The organism is Prevotella histicola (assembly GCF_055385135.1).
This window is the reverse complement of the sequence record NZ_AP043793.1, coordinates 19,109-38,624: the sequence shown is the minus strand read 5'-3', so window position 1 is coordinate 38,624 and position 19,516 is coordinate 19,109. Positions and strand designations below refer to the sequence as shown.

Sequence of the window (19,516 nt, the reverse complement as noted above, 5' to 3'; positions counted from 1 at the left end):
GTGATGAATGCAGCCAACATTAAAATGGGAAAGGGAGATGGTGGTTTAACCACTATCGTCTTTGACAGGGCAAACAGCCCAATTCCTTATCGTATTCCAGCTATTACCGAGACACGCCAAGGTACATTATTAGCAGCTTGTGATTATCGTTTCAGCCACACAGATGTAGGATGGAATCATAAAAACGGGCTATGGCAGATAAATGTTGTCATGAAAACAAGTAAGGACTATGGGCGAACTTGGTCTGATTCTGTCTGCGTTGCAAGGGGGAATGAGCATGCCAAAGATACTGTTCAGACCGCTTATGGCGATCCAAGTCTCGTTGCTGACCGTACATCAGACAATGTTCTCATGCATTGTGTGGCTGGAAAGGTTGCTTTTCCAGAGTCAACACGGAGCAATCCACAGCATGCCATCTTCTTCCATAGCACTGATAATGGACGTACATGGGATACAGGAACTGACTTAACAGAGATGATTTATTCCTTATATGATGGGAAACTACCTAATGGAGGACATCCTGACGGCATCTTTCTTACCTCTGGTAGAATCATGCAAAGTCACTACATACGCAAAGGGAAGTTCTACAGATTATACATAGCCCACCCTATCAGACAAAGAGGAGTAGAACGATGTGGAACGTTCGTAATCTACTCAGACGATTTTGGATATACATGGCACGTATTAGGAACACCATCCATAGCACCCTCTATAGCCCAAGATGAATCAAAAGTAGAGGAACTTCCCGACGGTAGTGTTCTGCTGAGTTGCAGGGATGTAAATGGTGGAAGACGATTCAATGTCTTTACCTATACTAATGCACTGAACGCTACTGGCTCTTGGGGAAAAGAGGTTATGCCAAGCAATATGACTGCAAAAGAGGTCAACGCCTGCAACGGTAGCATACTCATTGTACCTGCCAAACGCAAGTCAGATGGTAAGAAACTCTATGTTGCTCTGCAATCTGTACCACTCAGTGCACGCCGAGACAGTGTCGGATTCTTCTATAAAGAACTTGCCAACTACTCTGATTATTCCACTGCAAAGGCATTAGGTAGCAACTGGAAGAAAGGATTATGCGTGACGGAAGAGTCATCTTGCTACTCAACCATGCTTCTTATGAAGAACCAACGCATAGGATTCCTCTATGAAGTTCGCGGGCAAGAAGATGGTTATGACATAGAATTCAAGAGTCTCTCATTGGAAGATATTACCAAAGGGGAATATATAATCCAACCATTTGTAAGCCGTGATAGCTACATAAAGGAGGCAAAGAGACATAGGTCAGTACATTGAGAAGACCACGACTATTATGTGAGTATCGTTCTGGGTAGTATCTATTCATTTACACGAAATACTATTACAAAAACAAAAGGACATAATAGTGAATTCTGATGAGAATCTGTTCTTTTCGCCTTTCATAACCTCCCTATTATCAGGAGGTTACGAAAGCAGTTTTAAAAGGTGCCCTTTTACGATGTAAAACATGCCCTTTTACACATCAAAAGATGCCCTTTTACAATGCAAAAGACGGTCTTTTGCATTGTAAAAGGGCATCTTTCATTTCCCTATTGTGAATAAAATTTACACTACTATCACATACAACGAGAAAAGACAACACTAATACTGCCACCACATTGGTGTACCATAGTTATCTCCTCCACCCAAGTATTCAATTGCTTTCAGGTAATTCTCACGATTATTTATTCGCTCATTTCTATCGAATGGAATACGATTTGGGGTCAATAAGTTATAATCATCAGTATTCTGCGGTATAGGAAAAACGTGAGGATAACCTGTACGGCGCAAGTCATCCCACGCTTCCTGACCATTCGGGAAGAGTGCTATCCACTTCTGGGTGATAATCCTTTCCAGCTTTTCTTGCATAGTTGCCGATTCTTTCCACTTGATTGTTATCTCAGACATCTTACCGAAATCGCCTCCAAAACCACCGAGATTATCCACATAATCAGCCTCAGTAGACAGACTATCAGCCAGATATTCAGAAGCACCTTCCACATCCCACTGTTCAAAAGATAGTCTTACACCTTGTTCGTAGAAGTCCTTAGCAGTACCTCCACCCATATTCCATCCTCTAAGAGCACCCTCTGCTCTGCAAAAAGCCATCTCTGATGCCGTCAACCAGACCCCAGGAGTTGTCTCAGTAACATTTGCCGCAGAATATAAACGTTTAGCCAATACGTTGCTACTCACCGGAGCCCCAGCTCTACAACCTATATACATCCGATTGCCACGGAGTGCAGTTGGCTTAAAATAACTTGCAAGACGCGGGTCTTTATAGCCTGTCATATAGCTCTCTAAATCAGCACAGATACGACTATCTCCCCATGAGACAGACGTAACCCATAAGCCTGACTTGAGATAATTGACGGTACAATTATCTATATTATCCTCTATGACTCCATCCCTGACGGCTTTTTCACCTAACTGTTGTGCCAGTTGAGGTGCTACACTGCTGATACGAATAGCCATACGGAGCTTCAGAGAATTGGCAAACATTATCCATTTATCGAAATCCCCCCTATAAACCATATCATAAGGAGCAAAAATCTTTTTCTCCTCCCCTATCATATTGTCTGTCTTAATGATGGCAATAGCCCTATTCAGGTCTGCTATCAGCATCTTATAAATATCTGGTTGAGGAGTGTAAACGTTAGGGTCATTATCATCAAGACCTAACGGGAAAGGACCATAGATATCTGTAAAACGTAGAAATGATTGGCTTCGAAGGATTAAAGCAAGTGCATACGCAGCACTTTGATCACCACTGAGTCTTTTTATTTCGTTGAAAGCTGAAACAACCTTAGGTGCATAAGAGGCTGGCCATGCACACCAGTTATTGCTTGCATTGAAGAGTGTATGGTTCTTCGAAAGCTCTTTTGTGTAAGTTGTGTAGCGTCCAAGATAATTCCCAACAAAGTCAATCATCGTCTGATAAGCATTCTCCTGTTCTGGAAAAGCCACTCCCTGCATCTGTATAAGAAACGAACCAACTGCATAGTTATCTCTTTGCAGTTCCTCAATAGACAGCTTACCTGCAGGTTTATTTATGTCGTTAAAGTTGTTTGTACATGAAACGAAAAAAACGAGAAAGCCTAATAGCAGCGAGAGACAACCCAGTTTGCAATGTAACTTGCTACACATAAGCATAATATTCTTTGTCTTTAACTTCACCATACACTAAAATTTTACATTGACATTCAGAGCTACTGTTCGCTGACTTGGTTGCATAAAATAATCAAATCCTTGATAATAGACATCTGTAGAAGGTGTTGCCTCCGGATCAAAAGGAGCCTTATTGTATATCATCAATAGGTTTCTTGCTGTCAAACCAAGTGTCAGTGTTGCTTTCTTAAACAGCCGTTTGAAGGTATAACTGACATAAGCTTCCTTTATCCTAACATTAGTTGCGCTATAGATATATTCTGCCCAAATTGGAGTTTCGCCCCCAACTACAGCATAATATTTCTCCGCAGAGATCAATAAACCATCTACTTTCACACCTCCATAATCACGTAACACAGCTGTTTTCTGTGAGACTCCATAAGAATCCATAAGGGCTTGAGTTTGAGAAACACATAGTCCTCCAAAACGTGCAGTGAGCAATAGCCCGAAGTTAAAGCCCCTCCAAGTAAACTTATTACTAATTCCAAGATTAGCTTTAGGCAGAACAGACCCTATGTATTGAGGCGTTGGCAATTCAGTTTGCATCACTTGATATGTATCATTAAGCAAGATCTTACCATCGGCATCACGTCTGAAATCTGTAAAGGTATATAGATCACCCATGGTTCCACCTTGCCTTAAGATGATCTCACAGCCATTTAAGCCTCCTTGTCGTAAGGTTTCTTTGGGATTATCCAGTAATCGTATGATCTTATTACGGTTCATACTATAGTTCAATCCTACCTGCCACAACAGTTTTCCCCATTCCTTATTATAATTAAGAGACAGTTCTAAGCCTCGATTACGCACATTACCCGCTTGAATATATTCTCGGTTATAGGGACCACCAACGGTAATTGGACGAAGAAAAGTCTGATTTCTTGTGTTTGATTGATAAAAAGAAAGATTCAGAGTAAATGCTCCCTTAAACATATAGGCTACCAATCCAGCCTCCCAAGAGTTCGTTCGTTCAGGATAAAAAGTCTTAGGGAACTTATAAGTAATTGTCTTATATGTTCCTGTAGACGGTACATACTCATATCTCCAAGCAGATGAAATATTCGGGGAGATGGCAGAACCCACAGAAGCCCAAGATGTACGCACCTTCAAATAATCAATAAAACGAGGAAGATGGATAAGATCAGAAATTATATAAGAGAATCCGAGAGAAGGATAAAAGAATGATTGTTGAGCCGTATTACTAAGAGCTGAGTCCCAATCATTACGCCCAGTTACCGTAATATGTGCCCTCTTTTTCCAGCCCAACTCTACACTTCCGAAGAGAGAACTAATCGTATGCTGAGTTATATCATATATTGGACGGTTGTCACTCGAAACCTTTCCGTAGTCAATAGCATTAGGAGTAAATATATTAGAAGGTGCTTTTAAACCGCCTTGCCACCCAGAAACGTCATAATTAGTATGAGTAAAAGCCACTCCAACATTAGCTGCAAGTGAGAGATCTCCCCATTGTTTTGTCACATCAGCCCTAACATCACCATAAAAAGCACGATCATCAACCTTACTATATCCATAGTAACCATAGGGAGAATGCGAAAAGACTTCTAAGGTTGAAGCGTAACGCTTATCATCAATCTTATTGAGTGCTTGATCCCAACGGAGTCTTCCCTCCAGCCCGAGCCAACTGTTTACATCATACTTCACATCTAAGTCTGTCAAATATCGATTCCGTTGAGTAGTCTTTACCATACGATTAGTTATCCAATAAGGATTCTGCATCTTCAGATCATCCCCAAAACGCCAGTTCTGTAATGGTATTCCACGCACCACATCAAACTTCTCAAAGTTCTTAATATCCGAAAAGTCTTCCCCTCTAGGGAATAGATAAACAGATGTAAGAGGATTAAAATATTGTCCCTGGGCCAACATATTACGATCCTTTTCTCTGATAAGTTTTAAAGAGAAAGTAAATCTCAACTTATCTTTAAGCATCGATGTAATATTCTTAAACGTAAAATTGTACCGTTGATAATCATTGTTAGGAACAATACCACTCATATCCGTAGAACCAAGAGACAAATAAAACTGATTACGCTCGGTTCCTTTTGTTAATGATATAGTGTTTATAAAGCTAAGACCATGCTTAAAGAAATCTCTTGGAGAATATGAGGTTTTCTGCTTCTCTCCCCATGATTTCATTTCATTTGGACGGTTAATATATTCATTTTGGAACTTCGGCAGGACCAATGGGGTACTGACTTGCATAGAAGAAGACCATTCTATGGCTAACTTTCCAGTGCGAGCTGACTTTGTCGTAATCATGATTACACCTTGTGCTGCTGCTGACCCATATAATGCTGCAGCAGCTGCACCACTCAATACAGAAACACTTTCTACATCATCAGGATTGATATCTGATATTCCTTCTGCACCTGGCTGCACAGAATAAATACCACTTTTGATCGCATCATTACTTCTATTATTAACAGGAATACCGTCTATGACATACAAAGGTTGGTTACTTTGTGCTAAAGACTTTGGGCCTCTCATTATGATACGAGCAGCTCCTCCCATACCCGCAGCAGACTCATTAATTGAAGCTCCTGCTATCTTACCTATCAGTGCATTCCCAATATTCGAGGTTTTAACAGTGTTTATATCACTATTTGACAATTGCTTGACATCGTAGTTTAAGGCTTTACTAGACCGACCAATACCCATAGCAGTCACTACAACCCCATGTAATTCATAGGAACTCTCCTTTAATACCACTGTCATATGATGATTAGTGCTTGCCACCTTCTCTACAGTATCGAAACCAATATACGAAAAGACCAAAACAGGATGTGGGTTATCTGATTTAATAACATATCTCCCTTCAAGGTCCGCAACAGCATAAACTTTGTCTCCACCCTTTTGAGTAATTGTTGTTCCAATAAGAGGCATCCCATCAGTGTCCGTAACCTGACCTTGGAAAGTATAAATAACAGGGGCTGTAGCCTGCTCTTTAGCCACTTTATTCCCTTTGGTATTTACATCATTTTCCTGACGCACAACAGGAAGTTGCTGTTCCTTCTTCAAATAAATGACATCATCAACAATAGTATAAGTAATTCCGGTCTTGTCAAACAACCTATTTAACACGAAAGTGATAGGCAAATCACGAATCGAAACAGCATTAACTGGTTTCTTAGCTAATTCGTCATTATAGAAGAAACGATACTTGGTCTTTGATTTTAATCTTCGAATAGCAACCTTAAGACTTGTTCGATTAGTTGTTAATGACACTTGTGCAGACACAGACAACACTCCCACCTTCCCCCAAAAGATGAAAATGAACAGTAGAACTGTAAATAGCCGTTTCAGGCTATAGGCTTCTCTCATATTTAGGTTTCTATAACTGTCTGATTAGAACTCAGCCAAAACTTTGAAATTAACATTACAAAGATAAGCATTTATACTTATTAGATATAGAGACAAGTACACCATTTCACATAAATTAACCCAACATTATGCCTAACAAGTATTTAATACTGTATCTTTGTACCACTTCTAAGAAGTGTACGAACTAAAATAAGAGCCAAGACAGCTGCTAACAAACACTAAGATTTCGATAAGACTTTCGATTATGGAGTTACCAGAGCAAAGGTTTAGACAGTTATTCAGAGAGACATATCCAGCACTTACCTTCTACGCTTCACGCCTTGTCAATGCCGATGAAGCAGAGGATATAGTACAGGAGGCTTTTATGGAACTGTGGAAATACCAAGACAACATTGAAGATGAAGGACATATAAAAGCTTTTCTCTATCGCATTGTCTACACACGCTCTTTAAATATTCTAAAGCACCAAGCTGTTGTGAACAATTACTCCGATAGTGTAAAAAAGGTCGAGAGCCTTAAACTAGACTTTTATAATCCAGAGAAGAATAATGTCATGGACTATATTGAGAGCATTGAACTACGCAAACAAATCAATGATGCTATTGACGAGCTCCCTGGTAAATGCCGTGAGGTATTTATTCTCAGCTACCAACACGACAAGAAGAACAAAGAGATTGCAGAACAGTTAGGCATCTCTATTCGTACGGTAGAGGTTCATCTCTATAAAGCCATAAAAGCATTGCGTGAAAGACTAAAAGACAAAGTTTACGCCCTATAACATTTTTTATTACTTATAATTAAGTAAAACTCTTAGGAAAATTGTTATTACTGTGAGTGTACCTCATGACACTGTCTATGCTCTTCTTTAACAACACAGTGCAAAAAGAATTTGGACTATGAATAAAATAAATAACAAAATTATCAAAGACTATCTTGCTGGGAAGGCCAATGACAAAGAAATGGAACAACTGGCAAAATGGTTAGAACTCTCTGAAGAAAATTCCAAAAGAGTATTTGGAGAAGAGCTTATCTATCATATAGGTAAGCCTAATCCACTTGCGACACAGGAGAAAATCTCTAAGGCAGAAGAAAAACTATTCAATAAAATTGCCAAGGAAGAAACAAAGGAACACCATTTGAATTTACACAACATAATAAAGTATGCAGCAATCTTCCTTGTTGTCCTAATGGTAGGAGGAGGAATGTTTACTTATCTTCACCGTTCAAAGGAATATATTACCGTTGCAGCACAAGACAACATACAGCACATTACGCTCCCTGATAATTCTGTAGTCTGGCTTAACAAAGGAGCTTCCATAAGCTATAACAAAGACTTTGATGGCGAAGAGAGAAGGGTTAACATAAAAGGAGAAGCTCTTTTCAAAGTGACCAAGAACCCTGAAAAGCCATTTATTGTAAGCAGTAACGGGGCTACAGCACGTGTCTTAGGAACTACATTCAACTTCAATGAACATGGAAAGAATGGGAATGAAGAGATTAGTTTGATTGAAGGACGCTTAGAGGTAACAGGACTGAACCATGAAGGAAAAGTTATCCTTCATCCTAATCAAAAGGCAACTATCAATAAGAATAGCAAATCTATTCAGACTAAAAAGGAATACACACCAGTTGAAGCCGCATGGCGTGATAACATGGTTCCGTTTGAGAATCTGAATATAATACAGATAGCACAGATTATTGAACAACTATATGATGTGAATGTTACGGTTGACTCGTCACTGAACAATCAAAAGACTTACAGCGGCGTCATAAAGAAAAGTTCCGATATACGGACTGTATTAAACGGACTTGCATTTACAATCTCCTTCAAATACACAATAGAAGGGAAAAAGATAATCCTCTCAGCACCATAACCGAGAGGATTATCCTTTTATAACCTTATAAGCTAAAGGAGGTGTAAGACTGTCAAAGCCCACCCTATAATTGCCAGCATAATAACGGCAATAACAATCCGAAAGATGCAACCAGTTATCTTCTTAATAAGAAAAACACCAACCACAAGAACTGCAAGCAATGCCATGAAATACTGTATATTCTCCATAGACTATTTTCTTTTTACTTAAACAAATGTCTGAAAACCGCAGGGATAGGAGTCTCGAACTCCATACGCTGATGCGTCACAGGATGATAGAAACAAAGAACATAGGCATGAAGACAGAGCCGATGCAGTGGGTCGTCACCATTACCATACTTGACATCCCCGCAGACAGGATGCCCCATATCGGCAGAATGAACACGAATCTGGTTCTTACGCCCTGTCTCAAGACGATATTCAACAAGACTGTGCGACACAGTACGATCCAAAACATGAAAGTGCGTAACGGCATACTTCCCGCCATTGTCAACGGGCGAACTGTAAGTAACATAGGCTTTGTTATCTTTTAGCCAGTTGGCAATCGTTCCCTCGTCATGCTCCATTTCACCACTGACCACAGCGACATAACGACGGTCATAAACAATATTATGCCAGTCATGCTCTAAAAGCTGCTCCGTCTGCATATCCTTAGCATAGATCATAAGCCCAGAGGTATCACGATCGAGCCGATGAACAACATGTGCCGTACACTTCTGACGAGTACGATGGAAATAATCATCCAGCACGGTCTTCACATTCAGAGCTGAATGACCAGCCGCCATGGATAATATACCAATGTTTTTCTCTATCACAACCAGAAAGCGATCCTCATAAACAATCTTCACGAAGCGATTATGAAACTGATCATTCTTCTTACTCTTACTGACCGACACCCTATCACCTGGATGCAAAGGATGATCAAACTGAGTCACACACTTACCATTCACCTTTATTCCACGGTTCTGCAGTGTTGCCTTCACCTTGCTTTTACTTTCCTTCAAGTTCGCCAGCAACCATTCAAGCAAAGGCTTATCCTCCCCTACTCTGTAGTGCGTATACTTCTCTTCTGCGTATGGATTCTTTCTTATCATGCTGCAAAAGTACAAAGAATAAAAGACAAAACAAGACAGATTATACGAAAAACAGATTAATCTATTTCTTAATATTATATCTCTAAAGAAAAATCTCTCCTAGTTTAACAATATCAATCCAACCCATACCAAACATTATTGATATATTCTGGTTTTCTCCGCCCATAGGGAGTCATAGGAGGGTGTAGGAGTAACGTTTGGATAATAGGGTCTTTGCTATTCTCTTTTGGTTAATAAAATAAAAAGTAGTACCTTTGCACACAAATTATATAATAAGGTAACAGAAGAAGATGATAACACTTTCGAACCTTGCTATCCAATTCGGCAAGAGAGTACTCTACAAGGATGTTAATTTAAAGTTCACTCCGGGTAATATTTATGGTGTCATAGGTGCAAATGGTGCTGGCAAATCAACATTGCTACGTGCAATATCTGGTGATTTGGAGCCTACCAAAGGTACAGTAGAATTAGGGCCAGGCGAACGTCTGTCTGTACTTGAACAGGACCACTTCAAATATGATGAATATAAGGTAATGGATACTGTCCTTATGGGGCACGAAACGCTTTGGAAGAATATGAAGGAGCGTGAAGAGCTTTATGCAAAGCCAGAAATGACAGAAGAAGATGGTAACCGCGCTGCCGACCTTGAGCTGAAGTTTGCCGAAATGAATGGATGGGAAGCCGAAAGCAATGCTGCGCAGCTGTTGCAGAACTTAGGTGTAAAGGAAGAACTACACGACAAACTGATGTCAGAACTGTCAAACACAGAGAAGGTACGTGTCATGTTGGCAAAAGCACTCTTCGGAAAGCCTGAGAATCTCCTTTTGGATGAGCCGACAAATGACCTTGACCTTGACACTGTTGAATGGTTAGAGGAATATCTCGGAGAAATTGACGAACATCAGACTGTCTTGGTAGTATCTCATGACCGTCACTTCCTCGACTCTGTAAGTACACAGACTATAGACATAGACTTCGGCAAGGTGACAGTCTTTGCAGGTAATTATTCTTTCTGGTATGAGAGTTCTCAATTAGCACTACGCCAGGCACAGAACCAGAAACTGAAAGCCGAAGAAAAAAAGAAGCAATTAGAAGAATTCATACGCCGTTTCTCTGCCAATGTGGCTAAGAGCAAGCAAACAACTTCTCGCAAGAAGATGCTTGAGCGCCTAAACGTGGAAGAGATCCGACCATCAAGCCGCAAGTATCCTGGCATCATCTTCACTATGGAACGTGAGCCAGGAAACCAAATTCTGGAAGTTGAGAATCTTAAAGCCGTTGATGCTGATGGTACAGTACTGTTTGATCATGTAAACTTCAACATAGAAAAGGGGCAAAAGGTAGTATTCCTATCTCGCAATCCAAAGGCTATGACGGCACTCTTCGAGATCATCAATGGTAATCGTAAGGCAGATGCGGGAATCTATAACTGGGGCATCACTATTACCACAGCTTACCTCCCACTTGATAATACAGATTTCTTTAATACCGATAAGAACCTCGTGGACTGGCTTTCACAATACGGACCAGGCAATGAAGTTGCTATGAAGGGCTTCCTCGGAAGAATGCTTTTCAAACAAGAAGAAGTGGAAAAGAAGGTAAACGTACTTTCGGGAGGAGAGAAGATGCGCTGTATGATAGCACGCATGCAATTGCAGAACGCTAATTGCTTAATCCTCGATACTCCAACTAACCACCTTGACCTCGAAAGTATTCAAGCCTTCAATAATAACTTAGTTGGTTTCAAAGGTAATATTCTCTTCAGTTCACACGACCATGAGTTTATTAATACGGTTGCCGACCGTATTATCGAACTTACTCCTAAAGGAACAATAGATAAACTAATGACTTACGACGACTACATTCACGACGAACAAATAAAGGAGCAAAAAGCGGGAATGTACTAATATGGCATACAATTTGTAACTATATGCCATAATAAATGATAATAAAAAATGAGCAAGAACGAAAAGAAAATAAATATAGAAGGGGAAGAGCTGGATCAAAATAGTAAAGACTCAGCTTTTAACGACAAAGAGAATCAGCCCGAGAAGTCCAACAAGGAATCAGAAGATAAAGAGGAAACAGATCCGTTAACAATAGTACAAGAAGAGGCCGAGAAGTGGAAAGATAAATATATTCGCTTAGCTGCAGAATTCGACAATTACAAAAAGCGTACGCTAAAAGAGAAGTCGGAACTGATCCTCAACGGAAGCGAAAAGACGATTTCAACCATTCTCCCTATTCTAGATGACTTTGAGCGCGCACTTGCAGACAAGACAGAAGATCCAAAAACTATCAAAGAAGGATTTGACCTTATCTTCAAGAAATTCCTTAAAGCATTAGAGACATTAGGAGTTAATAAGATTGAAACCGATGATGCAGACTTCAATGTTGATTATCACGAAGCCATAGCAATGGTTCCAGGTATGGGAGATGACAAAAAAGGCAAAGTGATAGATTGTGTACAAACTGGTTATAAACTTAATGATAAGGTTATCCGTCATGCGAAGGTAGCCGTAGGACAATAAAGACTAAACCTTCAATAGTCATATACAACATGGCAAAGAGAGATTACTATGAGGTACTAGGTGTCAGTAAGACTGCCACTGATAGTGAGATAAAAATAGCATATAGAAAACTTGCTATCAAGTATCATCCTGACCGTAACCCTGGAGATACAGAAGCTGAAGCCAAATTCAAAGAGGCGGCTGAAGCTTATGATGTTTTACATGATTCTAAGAAGCGACAACAATACGACCAGTTCGGGTTTGACGTTCCAGGCGGAGGCTTTGGGGAGAGTCCATTTGGTAGTGCTGGGGGCTTCTCTATGGATGATATTTTCTCTATGTTTGGCGATGTATTCGGTGGACATAGTGGTGGCTTTAGTGGTTTCGGAGGAAGTAGTAGGCAAGCCCCTAAATATCGTGGTGCAGACTTACGCTTGAAGGTAAGTCTTTCATTACAAGAAGTAGCAACTGGGGTAACAAAGAAGTTCAAGGTTCGCAAAGATATTGTATGTGAGCATTGCCACGGTACAGGAGCTGAGAATGGAAATGATACCGAGACTTGTCCTAATTGTCATGGCTCTGGTGTGGAGATTCGCACACAACAGAGTATCTTTGGTATGATGCAAACTCAAATAGCATGCCATGTATGTAACGGTGAAGGTACAATTATAAAAAATAAATGTACTCATTGTCATGGAGAAGGAATAGTAAAGGGTGAAGAAGTCGTTGAAATAAAGATCCCCGCAGGCGTTGCAGAGGGCATGGTTGTAAATGTTCCAGGTAAAGGAAATGCAGGGAAACATAATGGAATTACTGGTAACATTCAGGTATATATAGAGGAAGAGCCAAATGATACTTTTATTCGTGACGGACAAAACGTTATCTACAATCTTCTTCTTGATTTTCCTACCGCTACCTTGGGTGGACAAGTTGAGATTCCAACTATAGACAATAACAAAGTAAAGATTAAGATAGAACCTGGAACTCAGCCAGGAAAGACCCTTCGCCTTCGTGGCAAAGGACTACCTGCTGTCCAAGGATACGGAAATGGAATAGGCGACTTAGTGGTACACATCAGTGTCTTTGTCCCAAAGACATTAAGTAAGACTGAGAAAAAAGCCATAGAAGAATTTCGTGAAAGTGAAAACTTCCAGGGTGATATAACAACAAAACACTCTATCTTTGAAAACTTCAAGAAACTTTTTAGCTAACACCACATAATGAATTACATAAATCTAATTGCATAAAATAATACAGCTCCATTAGTCAGATCTGGCTAATGGGGCTTATTATCTATTTGCACACAACACTCAAATTGGAACACCTAAATGAATTACCAAGAAACAATAGAATATCTATATAACAGTACTCCCGTTTTCGAACACATTGGAGCATCTGCGTACAAAGATGGATTAGAGAACACTTTAGCCTTAGATGAGCACTTTAATCATCCTCACACACACTTTCTATCAATCCACATAGCAGGAACTAATGGAAAAGGATCCTGCTCTCACTCTTTAGCTGCTATATTACAAGCAGAAGGCTATAAAGTAGGACTTTATACCAGTCCGCACCTCGTAGATTTTCGCGAACGTATCAAGGTCAATGGCAAGATGATCCCAGAACAATATGTAATTGACTTTGTTAGGAACGAGCGCAGTTTCTTTGAGCCACTACACCCTTCTTTTTTTGAACTGACCACTGCACTTGCTTTTAAGTACTTTGCAGAACAAAAGGTTGATATAGCAATCATAGAAGTTGGCCTAGGAGGAAGGTTAGATTGCACGAATATCATTACCCCCATTCTATCTGTTATTACAAACATTTCACTCGATCATACCCAGTTCTTAGGCAACTCTCTTGCAGAAATAGCAGGAGAAAAGGCAGGAATTATAAAACAAGGAGTACCAACTATCATTGGGGAAGCTGTTCCTGAGACTAGAGTCGTCTTTCAATCCAAGGCACAGAAAAAGGATTCAGTCATAACCTTTGCAGAGGATATTCCAGCCCTACTTTCATCACACATTCTCCCAAATGGAGGCATTAAATATCAGACACGTTTCTTCGGAGACATAGAAGGGGAGCTTGGTGGAACATACCAAGAAAAAAATACAAATACTGTTCTTACTGCAGCAATGTATCTATATAATAAAGGAATAATCAAAGATGTAACAAGTATTTCCCTGGGGTTATCCAATGTCTGCGAGACAACAGGTTTAATGGGTAGGTGGCAAAAACTAAAAGAACATCCATTAGTTATTTGTGATACAGGACATAACGCTGGAGGCTGGAAATACCTTTCCCAACAAATAAAACAACAACCATGTAAACATAGAAGAATAATCTTTGGTATGGTTGATGATAAAGATTTACATACCGTTATGAGAATGCTCCCTAAAGAAGCGACATTCTATTGGACGCAACCAAGCACTAAACGAGCCTTCCCTGTAAAAAAAATAGCAGAAGAAGCAAAAGAGTATGGACTAGATGGAAAATGTTATGAAACTGTTAAAGATGCTTATATGACTGCACTTAAAGATGCAGGAGAGGAGGATTTTATTTTTATAGGCGGCTCTAGTTATATTGTAGCAGACCTCTTAAGCGAAAAAATATAAACAAATATGTGATTATCAAATAGTCTTCTATTAATTGTTTTTAACATCCTTCGCTAAATTATTTTCAAACATTAGTTTGCTATTTTCGTTTATTTTTAGTTACTTTGCACCATATAGCATTAGTAACTAAAAACGAGCATCATGGTAAATGCCGAAGAGACACAGCGAGTTTGTGGTCTGAAGAAAGAAGACTTCCAGACCACTGTCAATGGGAAAAAAACGGATTTGTATATTTTAAGGAATAAGGAGGGCAATGAAGTTGCCATTACCAATTACGGTGGAGCAATTGTTGCCATCATGGTCCCAGACAGAAAAGGAAATTTAGCAAACATTATTCAAGGCCATGACAACATACAAGATGTTATAGACTCTCCAGAACCCTATCTCTCAACACTTATTGGGCGCTACGGTAATCGTATTGCTAAAGGGCGTTTTCAATTAAAAGGAAAAGTTTATTCTCTTCCTATTAATAATGGACCAAATTCACTACATGGTGGGAAAAACGGTTTCAACACTAAAGTATGGGATGCCACACAGATCAATGAACATGCTATCGTCTTAAAATACACTTCTCCCTACGGAGAAGAGGGGTTTACTGGTGAGCTTGATGTTTGGGTGGCCTACACACTCACAGACAACAATGAACTAATCATTAAATATTCTGCGAAAACCAATAAGAAGACCATTATTAATCTTACACATCATGGCTTCTTTTCTCTAGCAGGTTTAGCAAATCCAACTCCGCCTATTGATGATCTAGAATGCCAAATAAATGCTGACTTTTTTCTCCCAATAGATGAAACCTCTATCCCTACAGGGGAGATTTTAAAAGTTGCAGAAACACCTTTCGACTTCCGAACTCCAAAACCTATAGGACAAGATATAGATGCTGACCATGAACAAATAAGACATGGTTCTGGCTACGACCATTGCTTCGTATTGAACAAAAAAGAGGAAGGTGAACTCTCTTTTGCAGCACGCATAAGAGACCCTAAAAGTGGTAGGACCATGGAAGTATATACTACAGAACCAGGAGTACAAGTATATACCGACAATTGGGCCGATGGCTATAAAGGACAACATGGAGCAACCTTCCCACGTCGCAGTGCAATCTGCTTTGAGGCTCAGCATTTCCCAGATAGCCCCAACCACCCATACTTCCCATCGGTTATATTAGAACCTGGGAGAGAATATACACAAAAGACTATTTACAAATTCGGTATACAGTAGTAAATAAGAAGATTAATAAAATAAAAATAAAACAACAAAAATGAGTAACTCTAAACAAAATGGTAGCATCATTGCCATCATAACAATGATGTTCCTTTACGCAATGATCTCTTTTGTCACCAATCTCGCAGCTCCAATTGGAGTAATATGGAAGAGTGCCTTCGATGGTGACAGTGCAAACACGGTTGGTATGCTGGGTAACGCAATGAACTTTCTCGCTTATCTCTTCATGGGAATCCCTGCAGGTAAGATGTTGAGTAAAGTTGGATACAAGAAAACTGCTCTTATTGGTATAGGCATTGGGTTTCTAGGTGTTTTAACACAGTTCTGCTCGGGACTTTTTGCAGATGCTAAAATTACAGGATTTGTAATTTACCTTCTTGGTGCCTTTATTTCTGGATTCTGTGTATGTATGCTAAATACAGTTGTAAATCCAATGCTCAACCTCCTCGGCGGTGGCGGCAATCGCGGTAACCAGTTAAACATGATTGGCGGAACATTGAATTCACTTGCAGGAACACTAACACCTCTTTTCGTTGGTGCATTGATAGGACAGGTTACCAAGAGTACATCGATGGTTGATGTCAACCCTGTACTTTACATAGCCATGGCTGTATTTGCAGGAGCTTTTATTATATTGAGTTTCATTCCTATCCAGGACCCAGAAATTGGAAAGACAGATGCAAATACCGTCTTTGAGCACTCCCCTTGGGCTTTTCGCCACTTTGTATTAGGTGTAGCAGCAATCTTCGTTTATGTTGGTGTTGAGGTCGGTATCCCAGGAACTTTGATTTATTTCCTTTCTGACACCAAAGCTAACGGTGCTGGTCTACCTCCTGAGACTGCAACGGCCATTGCTGGTTCTGTAGCAGCAACTTACTGGTTCTTGATGCTCGTTGGTAGATTTAGTGCAGGATTCATTGCTGATAAAGTCTCAAGTCGCACTCTAATGATATGCGCAACTTCTATAGCAATGCTACTTATTGTTATTGCCATGCTTCTTGGCAAAGACACAACTGTTTCAATGCCTGTATTTACAGGTAGCTCCTTTAATATGGTAGTCGTCCCTATTTGTGCTCTACTACTCGTTCTCGTTGGGCTTTGCACTAGTGTTATGTGGGCTTGTATCTTTAATCTCGCCACAGAAGGTCTTGGTAAATATACAGCTTCTGCATCAGGTATCTTCATGATGATGGTTGTCGGTGGTGGACTGATTCCTCTATTCCAAAACTTCATTGCAGATCAAGCTGGATATCTTACCTCCTATCTTGTACCTCTATTGGGTGTCGCCTACATGTGTTTCTACGCAGTTATTGGTAGCAAGAATGTAAACAAAAACATTCCTGTCGATTAAACAAAACAAAATCATTATATTACAGCCCTTCCTCATACAACTAGGAAGGGCTGTCAATTTCAGTATCTATTATTTTTTTAAAACCTAACAATTATGGACATAGAATTTGTAAGAAGTCGTTTCATTAAGCATTTTGATGGAAAGACTGGCAATATTTATTTTTCTCCTGGCCGCATAAATCTGATTGGTGAGCATACCGACTACAATGGTGGTTTCGTATTCCCTGGAGCCGTAGATAAAGGTATTATGGCTGAGGTAAGGCCTAATGGAACAGATACAGTAATGTGTTACTCTATCGACTTGAAAGACCGAGTTGAATTCAAGGTAGCCGACCCTGAGGGCCCACGTGCTACGTGGGCACGATTCATCTATGGAATGGTCCAAGAGTTCAAAGGACTCGGTGTTGACGTAAAAGGATTCAACATTGCTTTTGCAGGTGACGTTCCTCTCGGTGCTGGTATGAGTTCTTCAGCTGCGATGGAAAGTTGTTTCGGCTGTGCTCTGAACGATTTGTTTGCAGACAACAAAATATCCAAATGGGATATAGCTCTTGCAGGGCAAGCTACAGAACACAAATACATCGGAGTAAATTGTGGTATCATGGATCAATTTGCAAGTGTATTTGGTCAAAAAGGAAAATTAATGCGCTTAGATTGCCGAAGCCGTGAATTTGAATATTTTCCATTCAACCCACAAGGATATAAATTAGTTCTTGTCAACTCAAAAGTTAAGCATGAATTAGCTGGTAGCCCTTACAACGATCGGAGAAAGAGTTGTGAGAATGTTGTTGTTGCCTTGAGTAAGCATTTCACTAACAAAAAATTTGAAACTCTTCGTGATGCAAACTGGGAAGAACTAGAAGTAATAAAAGGTAACGTCTCGGCTGAGGATTATCAACGAGCACACTTTGTATTAGGCGAAAAAGATAGAGTACTTGCAGTTTGTGACGCACTAATTGCGGGAGACTATGAAACTGTCGGAAAGAAAATGTACGAGACGCATCAAGGACTCAGCAAGGAATATGAAGTCAGCTGCGAAGAACTCGATTTTCTCAATGAAGTTGCTAAAGATAATGGAGTAACTGGTTCACGTATCATGGGAGGAGGCTTCGGTGGTTGTACCATCAACCTTGTCAAAGATGAGATCTATGATAAGTTCATCACAGATGCTATGCAGAGATTCGAGGCAAAATATGGTCACGCTCCAGAAGTGTATCCAGTAATAATCAGTGACGGATCTCATAAAGTTTGCTAGCATATCTGCTAGAAATAAGCATGTATATCCTGTGTTCATAGCTAAAAGACACCATTAAACTTTCCAACGGTAGTTCCATATCATTTGCTGAACAAGTCCGTTCAATATTATGGATACATTAGTACAATAATATAGATAGACTTGCACTATAATTAGTACATAGATATAAGACCGTCTGTGAGAGATTACACAGGATAACGTTTTTCACTTACAACGGGAGCATTAAAAGAATATAATCTTTCGATGCTTCCGTTGTTTCGTTATAAATAATAAAATAAAGGCCAAACCCTATGTATATCCAAAAAAAAGTAGTACTTTTACATCATCAATTATAAAGTGTCTACAACATGAATGAATACTATAAAGGAGAACCGAAGCTTCTTGTATCCGTTGATTGCATAGTTCTTGGTTTCGAGGACAAGAAGCTAAAATTACTTGTAGGAAAAAGGAAGGTTGAACCCGGAAGAGGGAAGCTATCTCTATATGGAGGCTTTGTACGTCAGGATGAAAGTCTTAAAGAAGCTGCAAACCGGGTTCTATATCAATGCACAGGAATCTGTGACAATTATATCAGGCAGGTTGGTGCCTTCGGAGATATCGACCGTGATCCTGGTGATCGAGTTATTTCTATTGCCTATTGCGCACTTACAAATGTAGCAGACTATGACAAGAATCTATTAGCTAAATATGATTTAAAATGGGTTGACCTAAATAAACTACCCGACCTATATGGAGATCATATAGAAATGGTAAAATTAGCATTAGCACAACTCAGGAAATTACTAAATACAGAACCTATCAGCTTCAATCTTCTACCCCATATCTTTACACTTACCCAATTACAACATGTACACGAGGCTATACTAGGAGTAGAAATAGATAAGCGGAACTTCCGAAAGAAAATTAAACTGATTGACTTTATTGAAAGGACAGAGCTTATAGACAAAGTCACAAGTAAACGTGGGGCAGCCTTGTACCGATTCAACCGGAAAACATATAAGAACTCTCCAACCTTCAAACTGTAACAAAGAATCAAAGCTAATTATATTATACTT

General features: G+C 39.7%; 15 protein-coding genes. 11 read left to right on the top strand and 4 right to left on the bottom strand.

From position 1 onward, the window contains the following. The first annotated feature begins 3 nt into the window (after positions 1-3). Positions 4-1,296 (top strand): sialidase family protein, encoded by a 1,293-nt coding sequence (locus ACZ48L_RS00160; RefSeq protein ID WP_231294632.1) that lies wholly within the window; start codon positions 4-6, stop codon positions 1,294-1,296. Between the two features lie 324 nt (positions 1,297-1,620). Here ACZ48L_RS00160 and ACZ48L_RS00155 read toward each other — a convergent pair whose 3' ends face one another. Beyond that, the gene (locus ACZ48L_RS00155) at positions 1,621-3,198 is read right to left on the bottom strand and encodes a RagB/SusD family nutrient uptake outer membrane protein (RefSeq protein WP_008822189.1); all 1,578 of its coding nucleotides are present in this window, start codon (positions 3,196-3,198) and stop codon (positions 1,621-1,623) included. A gap of 3 nt (positions 3,199-3,201) precedes the next feature. Beyond that, positions 3,202-6,531, bottom strand: a complete 3,330-nt coding sequence (locus ACZ48L_RS00150; protein ID WP_025791566.1) for a SusC/RagA family TonB-linked outer membrane protein — start codon at positions 6,529-6,531, stop codon at positions 3,202-3,204. Positions 6,532-6,775: 244 nt separating this feature from the next. Between ACZ48L_RS00150 and ACZ48L_RS00145 the strand changes: the two genes are divergently transcribed. Continuing rightward, complete coding sequence (locus ACZ48L_RS00145) at positions 6,776-7,309, top strand: RNA polymerase sigma-70 factor (RefSeq protein WP_008822187.1); 534 nt, start codon at positions 6,776-6,778, stop codon at positions 7,307-7,309. Positions 7,310-7,427: 118 nt separating this feature from the next. Continuing rightward, positions 7,428-8,405, top strand: coding sequence for a FecR family protein (locus tag ACZ48L_RS00140; protein ID WP_025791562.1), 978 nt, complete (start codon positions 7,428-7,430; stop codon positions 8,403-8,405). 32 nt (positions 8,406-8,437) lie between these two features. Here the strand turns inward: ACZ48L_RS00140 and ACZ48L_RS00135 are convergent, their stop codons facing one another. Continuing rightward, a complete protein-coding gene (locus ACZ48L_RS00135) occupies positions 8,438-8,593 on the bottom strand; it encodes a hypothetical protein (protein ID WP_199897295.1) in 156 nt (51 codons plus the stop codon). A gap of 14 nt (positions 8,594-8,607) precedes the next feature. Continuing rightward, on the bottom strand, positions 8,608-9,498 hold the full coding sequence (locus ACZ48L_RS00130; protein WP_025791561.1) for an RluA family pseudouridine synthase: 891 nt from the start codon (positions 9,496-9,498) through the stop codon (positions 8,608-8,610). A 290-nt stretch (positions 9,499-9,788) separates the two neighbouring features. Here ACZ48L_RS00130 and ACZ48L_RS00125 point away from each other — a divergent pair, with 290 nt between their 5' ends. The 8 genes from ACZ48L_RS00125 (at position 9,789) to ACZ48L_RS00090 (ending at position 19,486) form a co-directional block, all read left to right on the top strand. Next, positions 9,789-11,405: an ABC-F family ATP-binding cassette domain-containing protein gene (locus tag ACZ48L_RS00125; RefSeq protein ID WP_025791559.1), complete on the top strand. Its 1,617-nt coding sequence runs from the start codon at positions 9,789-9,791 to the stop codon at positions 11,403-11,405. Positions 11,406-11,453: 48 nt separating this feature from the next. Continuing rightward, the gene (locus ACZ48L_RS00120; RefSeq protein WP_025791557.1) at positions 11,454-12,029 is read left to right on the top strand and encodes a nucleotide exchange factor GrpE; all 576 of its coding nucleotides are present in this window, start codon (positions 11,454-11,456) and stop codon (positions 12,027-12,029) included. A gap of 29 nt (positions 12,030-12,058) precedes the next feature. Continuing rightward, the gene (gene dnaJ / locus ACZ48L_RS00115; protein ID WP_025791556.1) at positions 12,059-13,219 is read left to right on the top strand and encodes a molecular chaperone DnaJ; all 1,161 of its coding nucleotides are present in this window, start codon (positions 12,059-12,061) and stop codon (positions 13,217-13,219) included. 117 nt (positions 13,220-13,336) lie between these two features. Then, complete coding sequence (locus ACZ48L_RS00110; protein ID WP_025791554.1) at positions 13,337-14,623, top strand: bifunctional folylpolyglutamate synthase/dihydrofolate synthase; 1,287 nt, start codon at positions 13,337-13,339, stop codon at positions 14,621-14,623. A 141-nt stretch (positions 14,624-14,764) separates the two neighbouring features. After that, positions 14,765-15,853: an aldose epimerase family protein gene (locus ACZ48L_RS00105; protein WP_219496644.1), complete on the top strand. Its 1,089-nt coding sequence runs from the start codon at positions 14,765-14,767 to the stop codon at positions 15,851-15,853. A 40-nt stretch (positions 15,854-15,893) separates the two neighbouring features. Beyond that, entirely contained in the window at positions 15,894-17,207 is a 1,314-nt protein-coding gene (locus tag ACZ48L_RS00100; protein ID WP_008822177.1) for an MFS transporter, read from the top strand. A 93-nt stretch (positions 17,208-17,300) separates the two neighbouring features. After that, on the top strand, positions 17,301-18,461 hold the full coding sequence (gene galK / locus ACZ48L_RS00095; protein ID WP_025791552.1) for a galactokinase: 1,161 nt from the start codon (positions 17,301-17,303) through the stop codon (positions 18,459-18,461). Between the two features lie 347 nt (positions 18,462-18,808). Continuing rightward, entirely contained in the window at positions 18,809-19,486 is a 678-nt protein-coding gene (locus ACZ48L_RS00090) for an NUDIX hydrolase (protein WP_025791550.1), read from the top strand. Positions 19,487-19,516 lie beyond the last annotated feature (30 nt).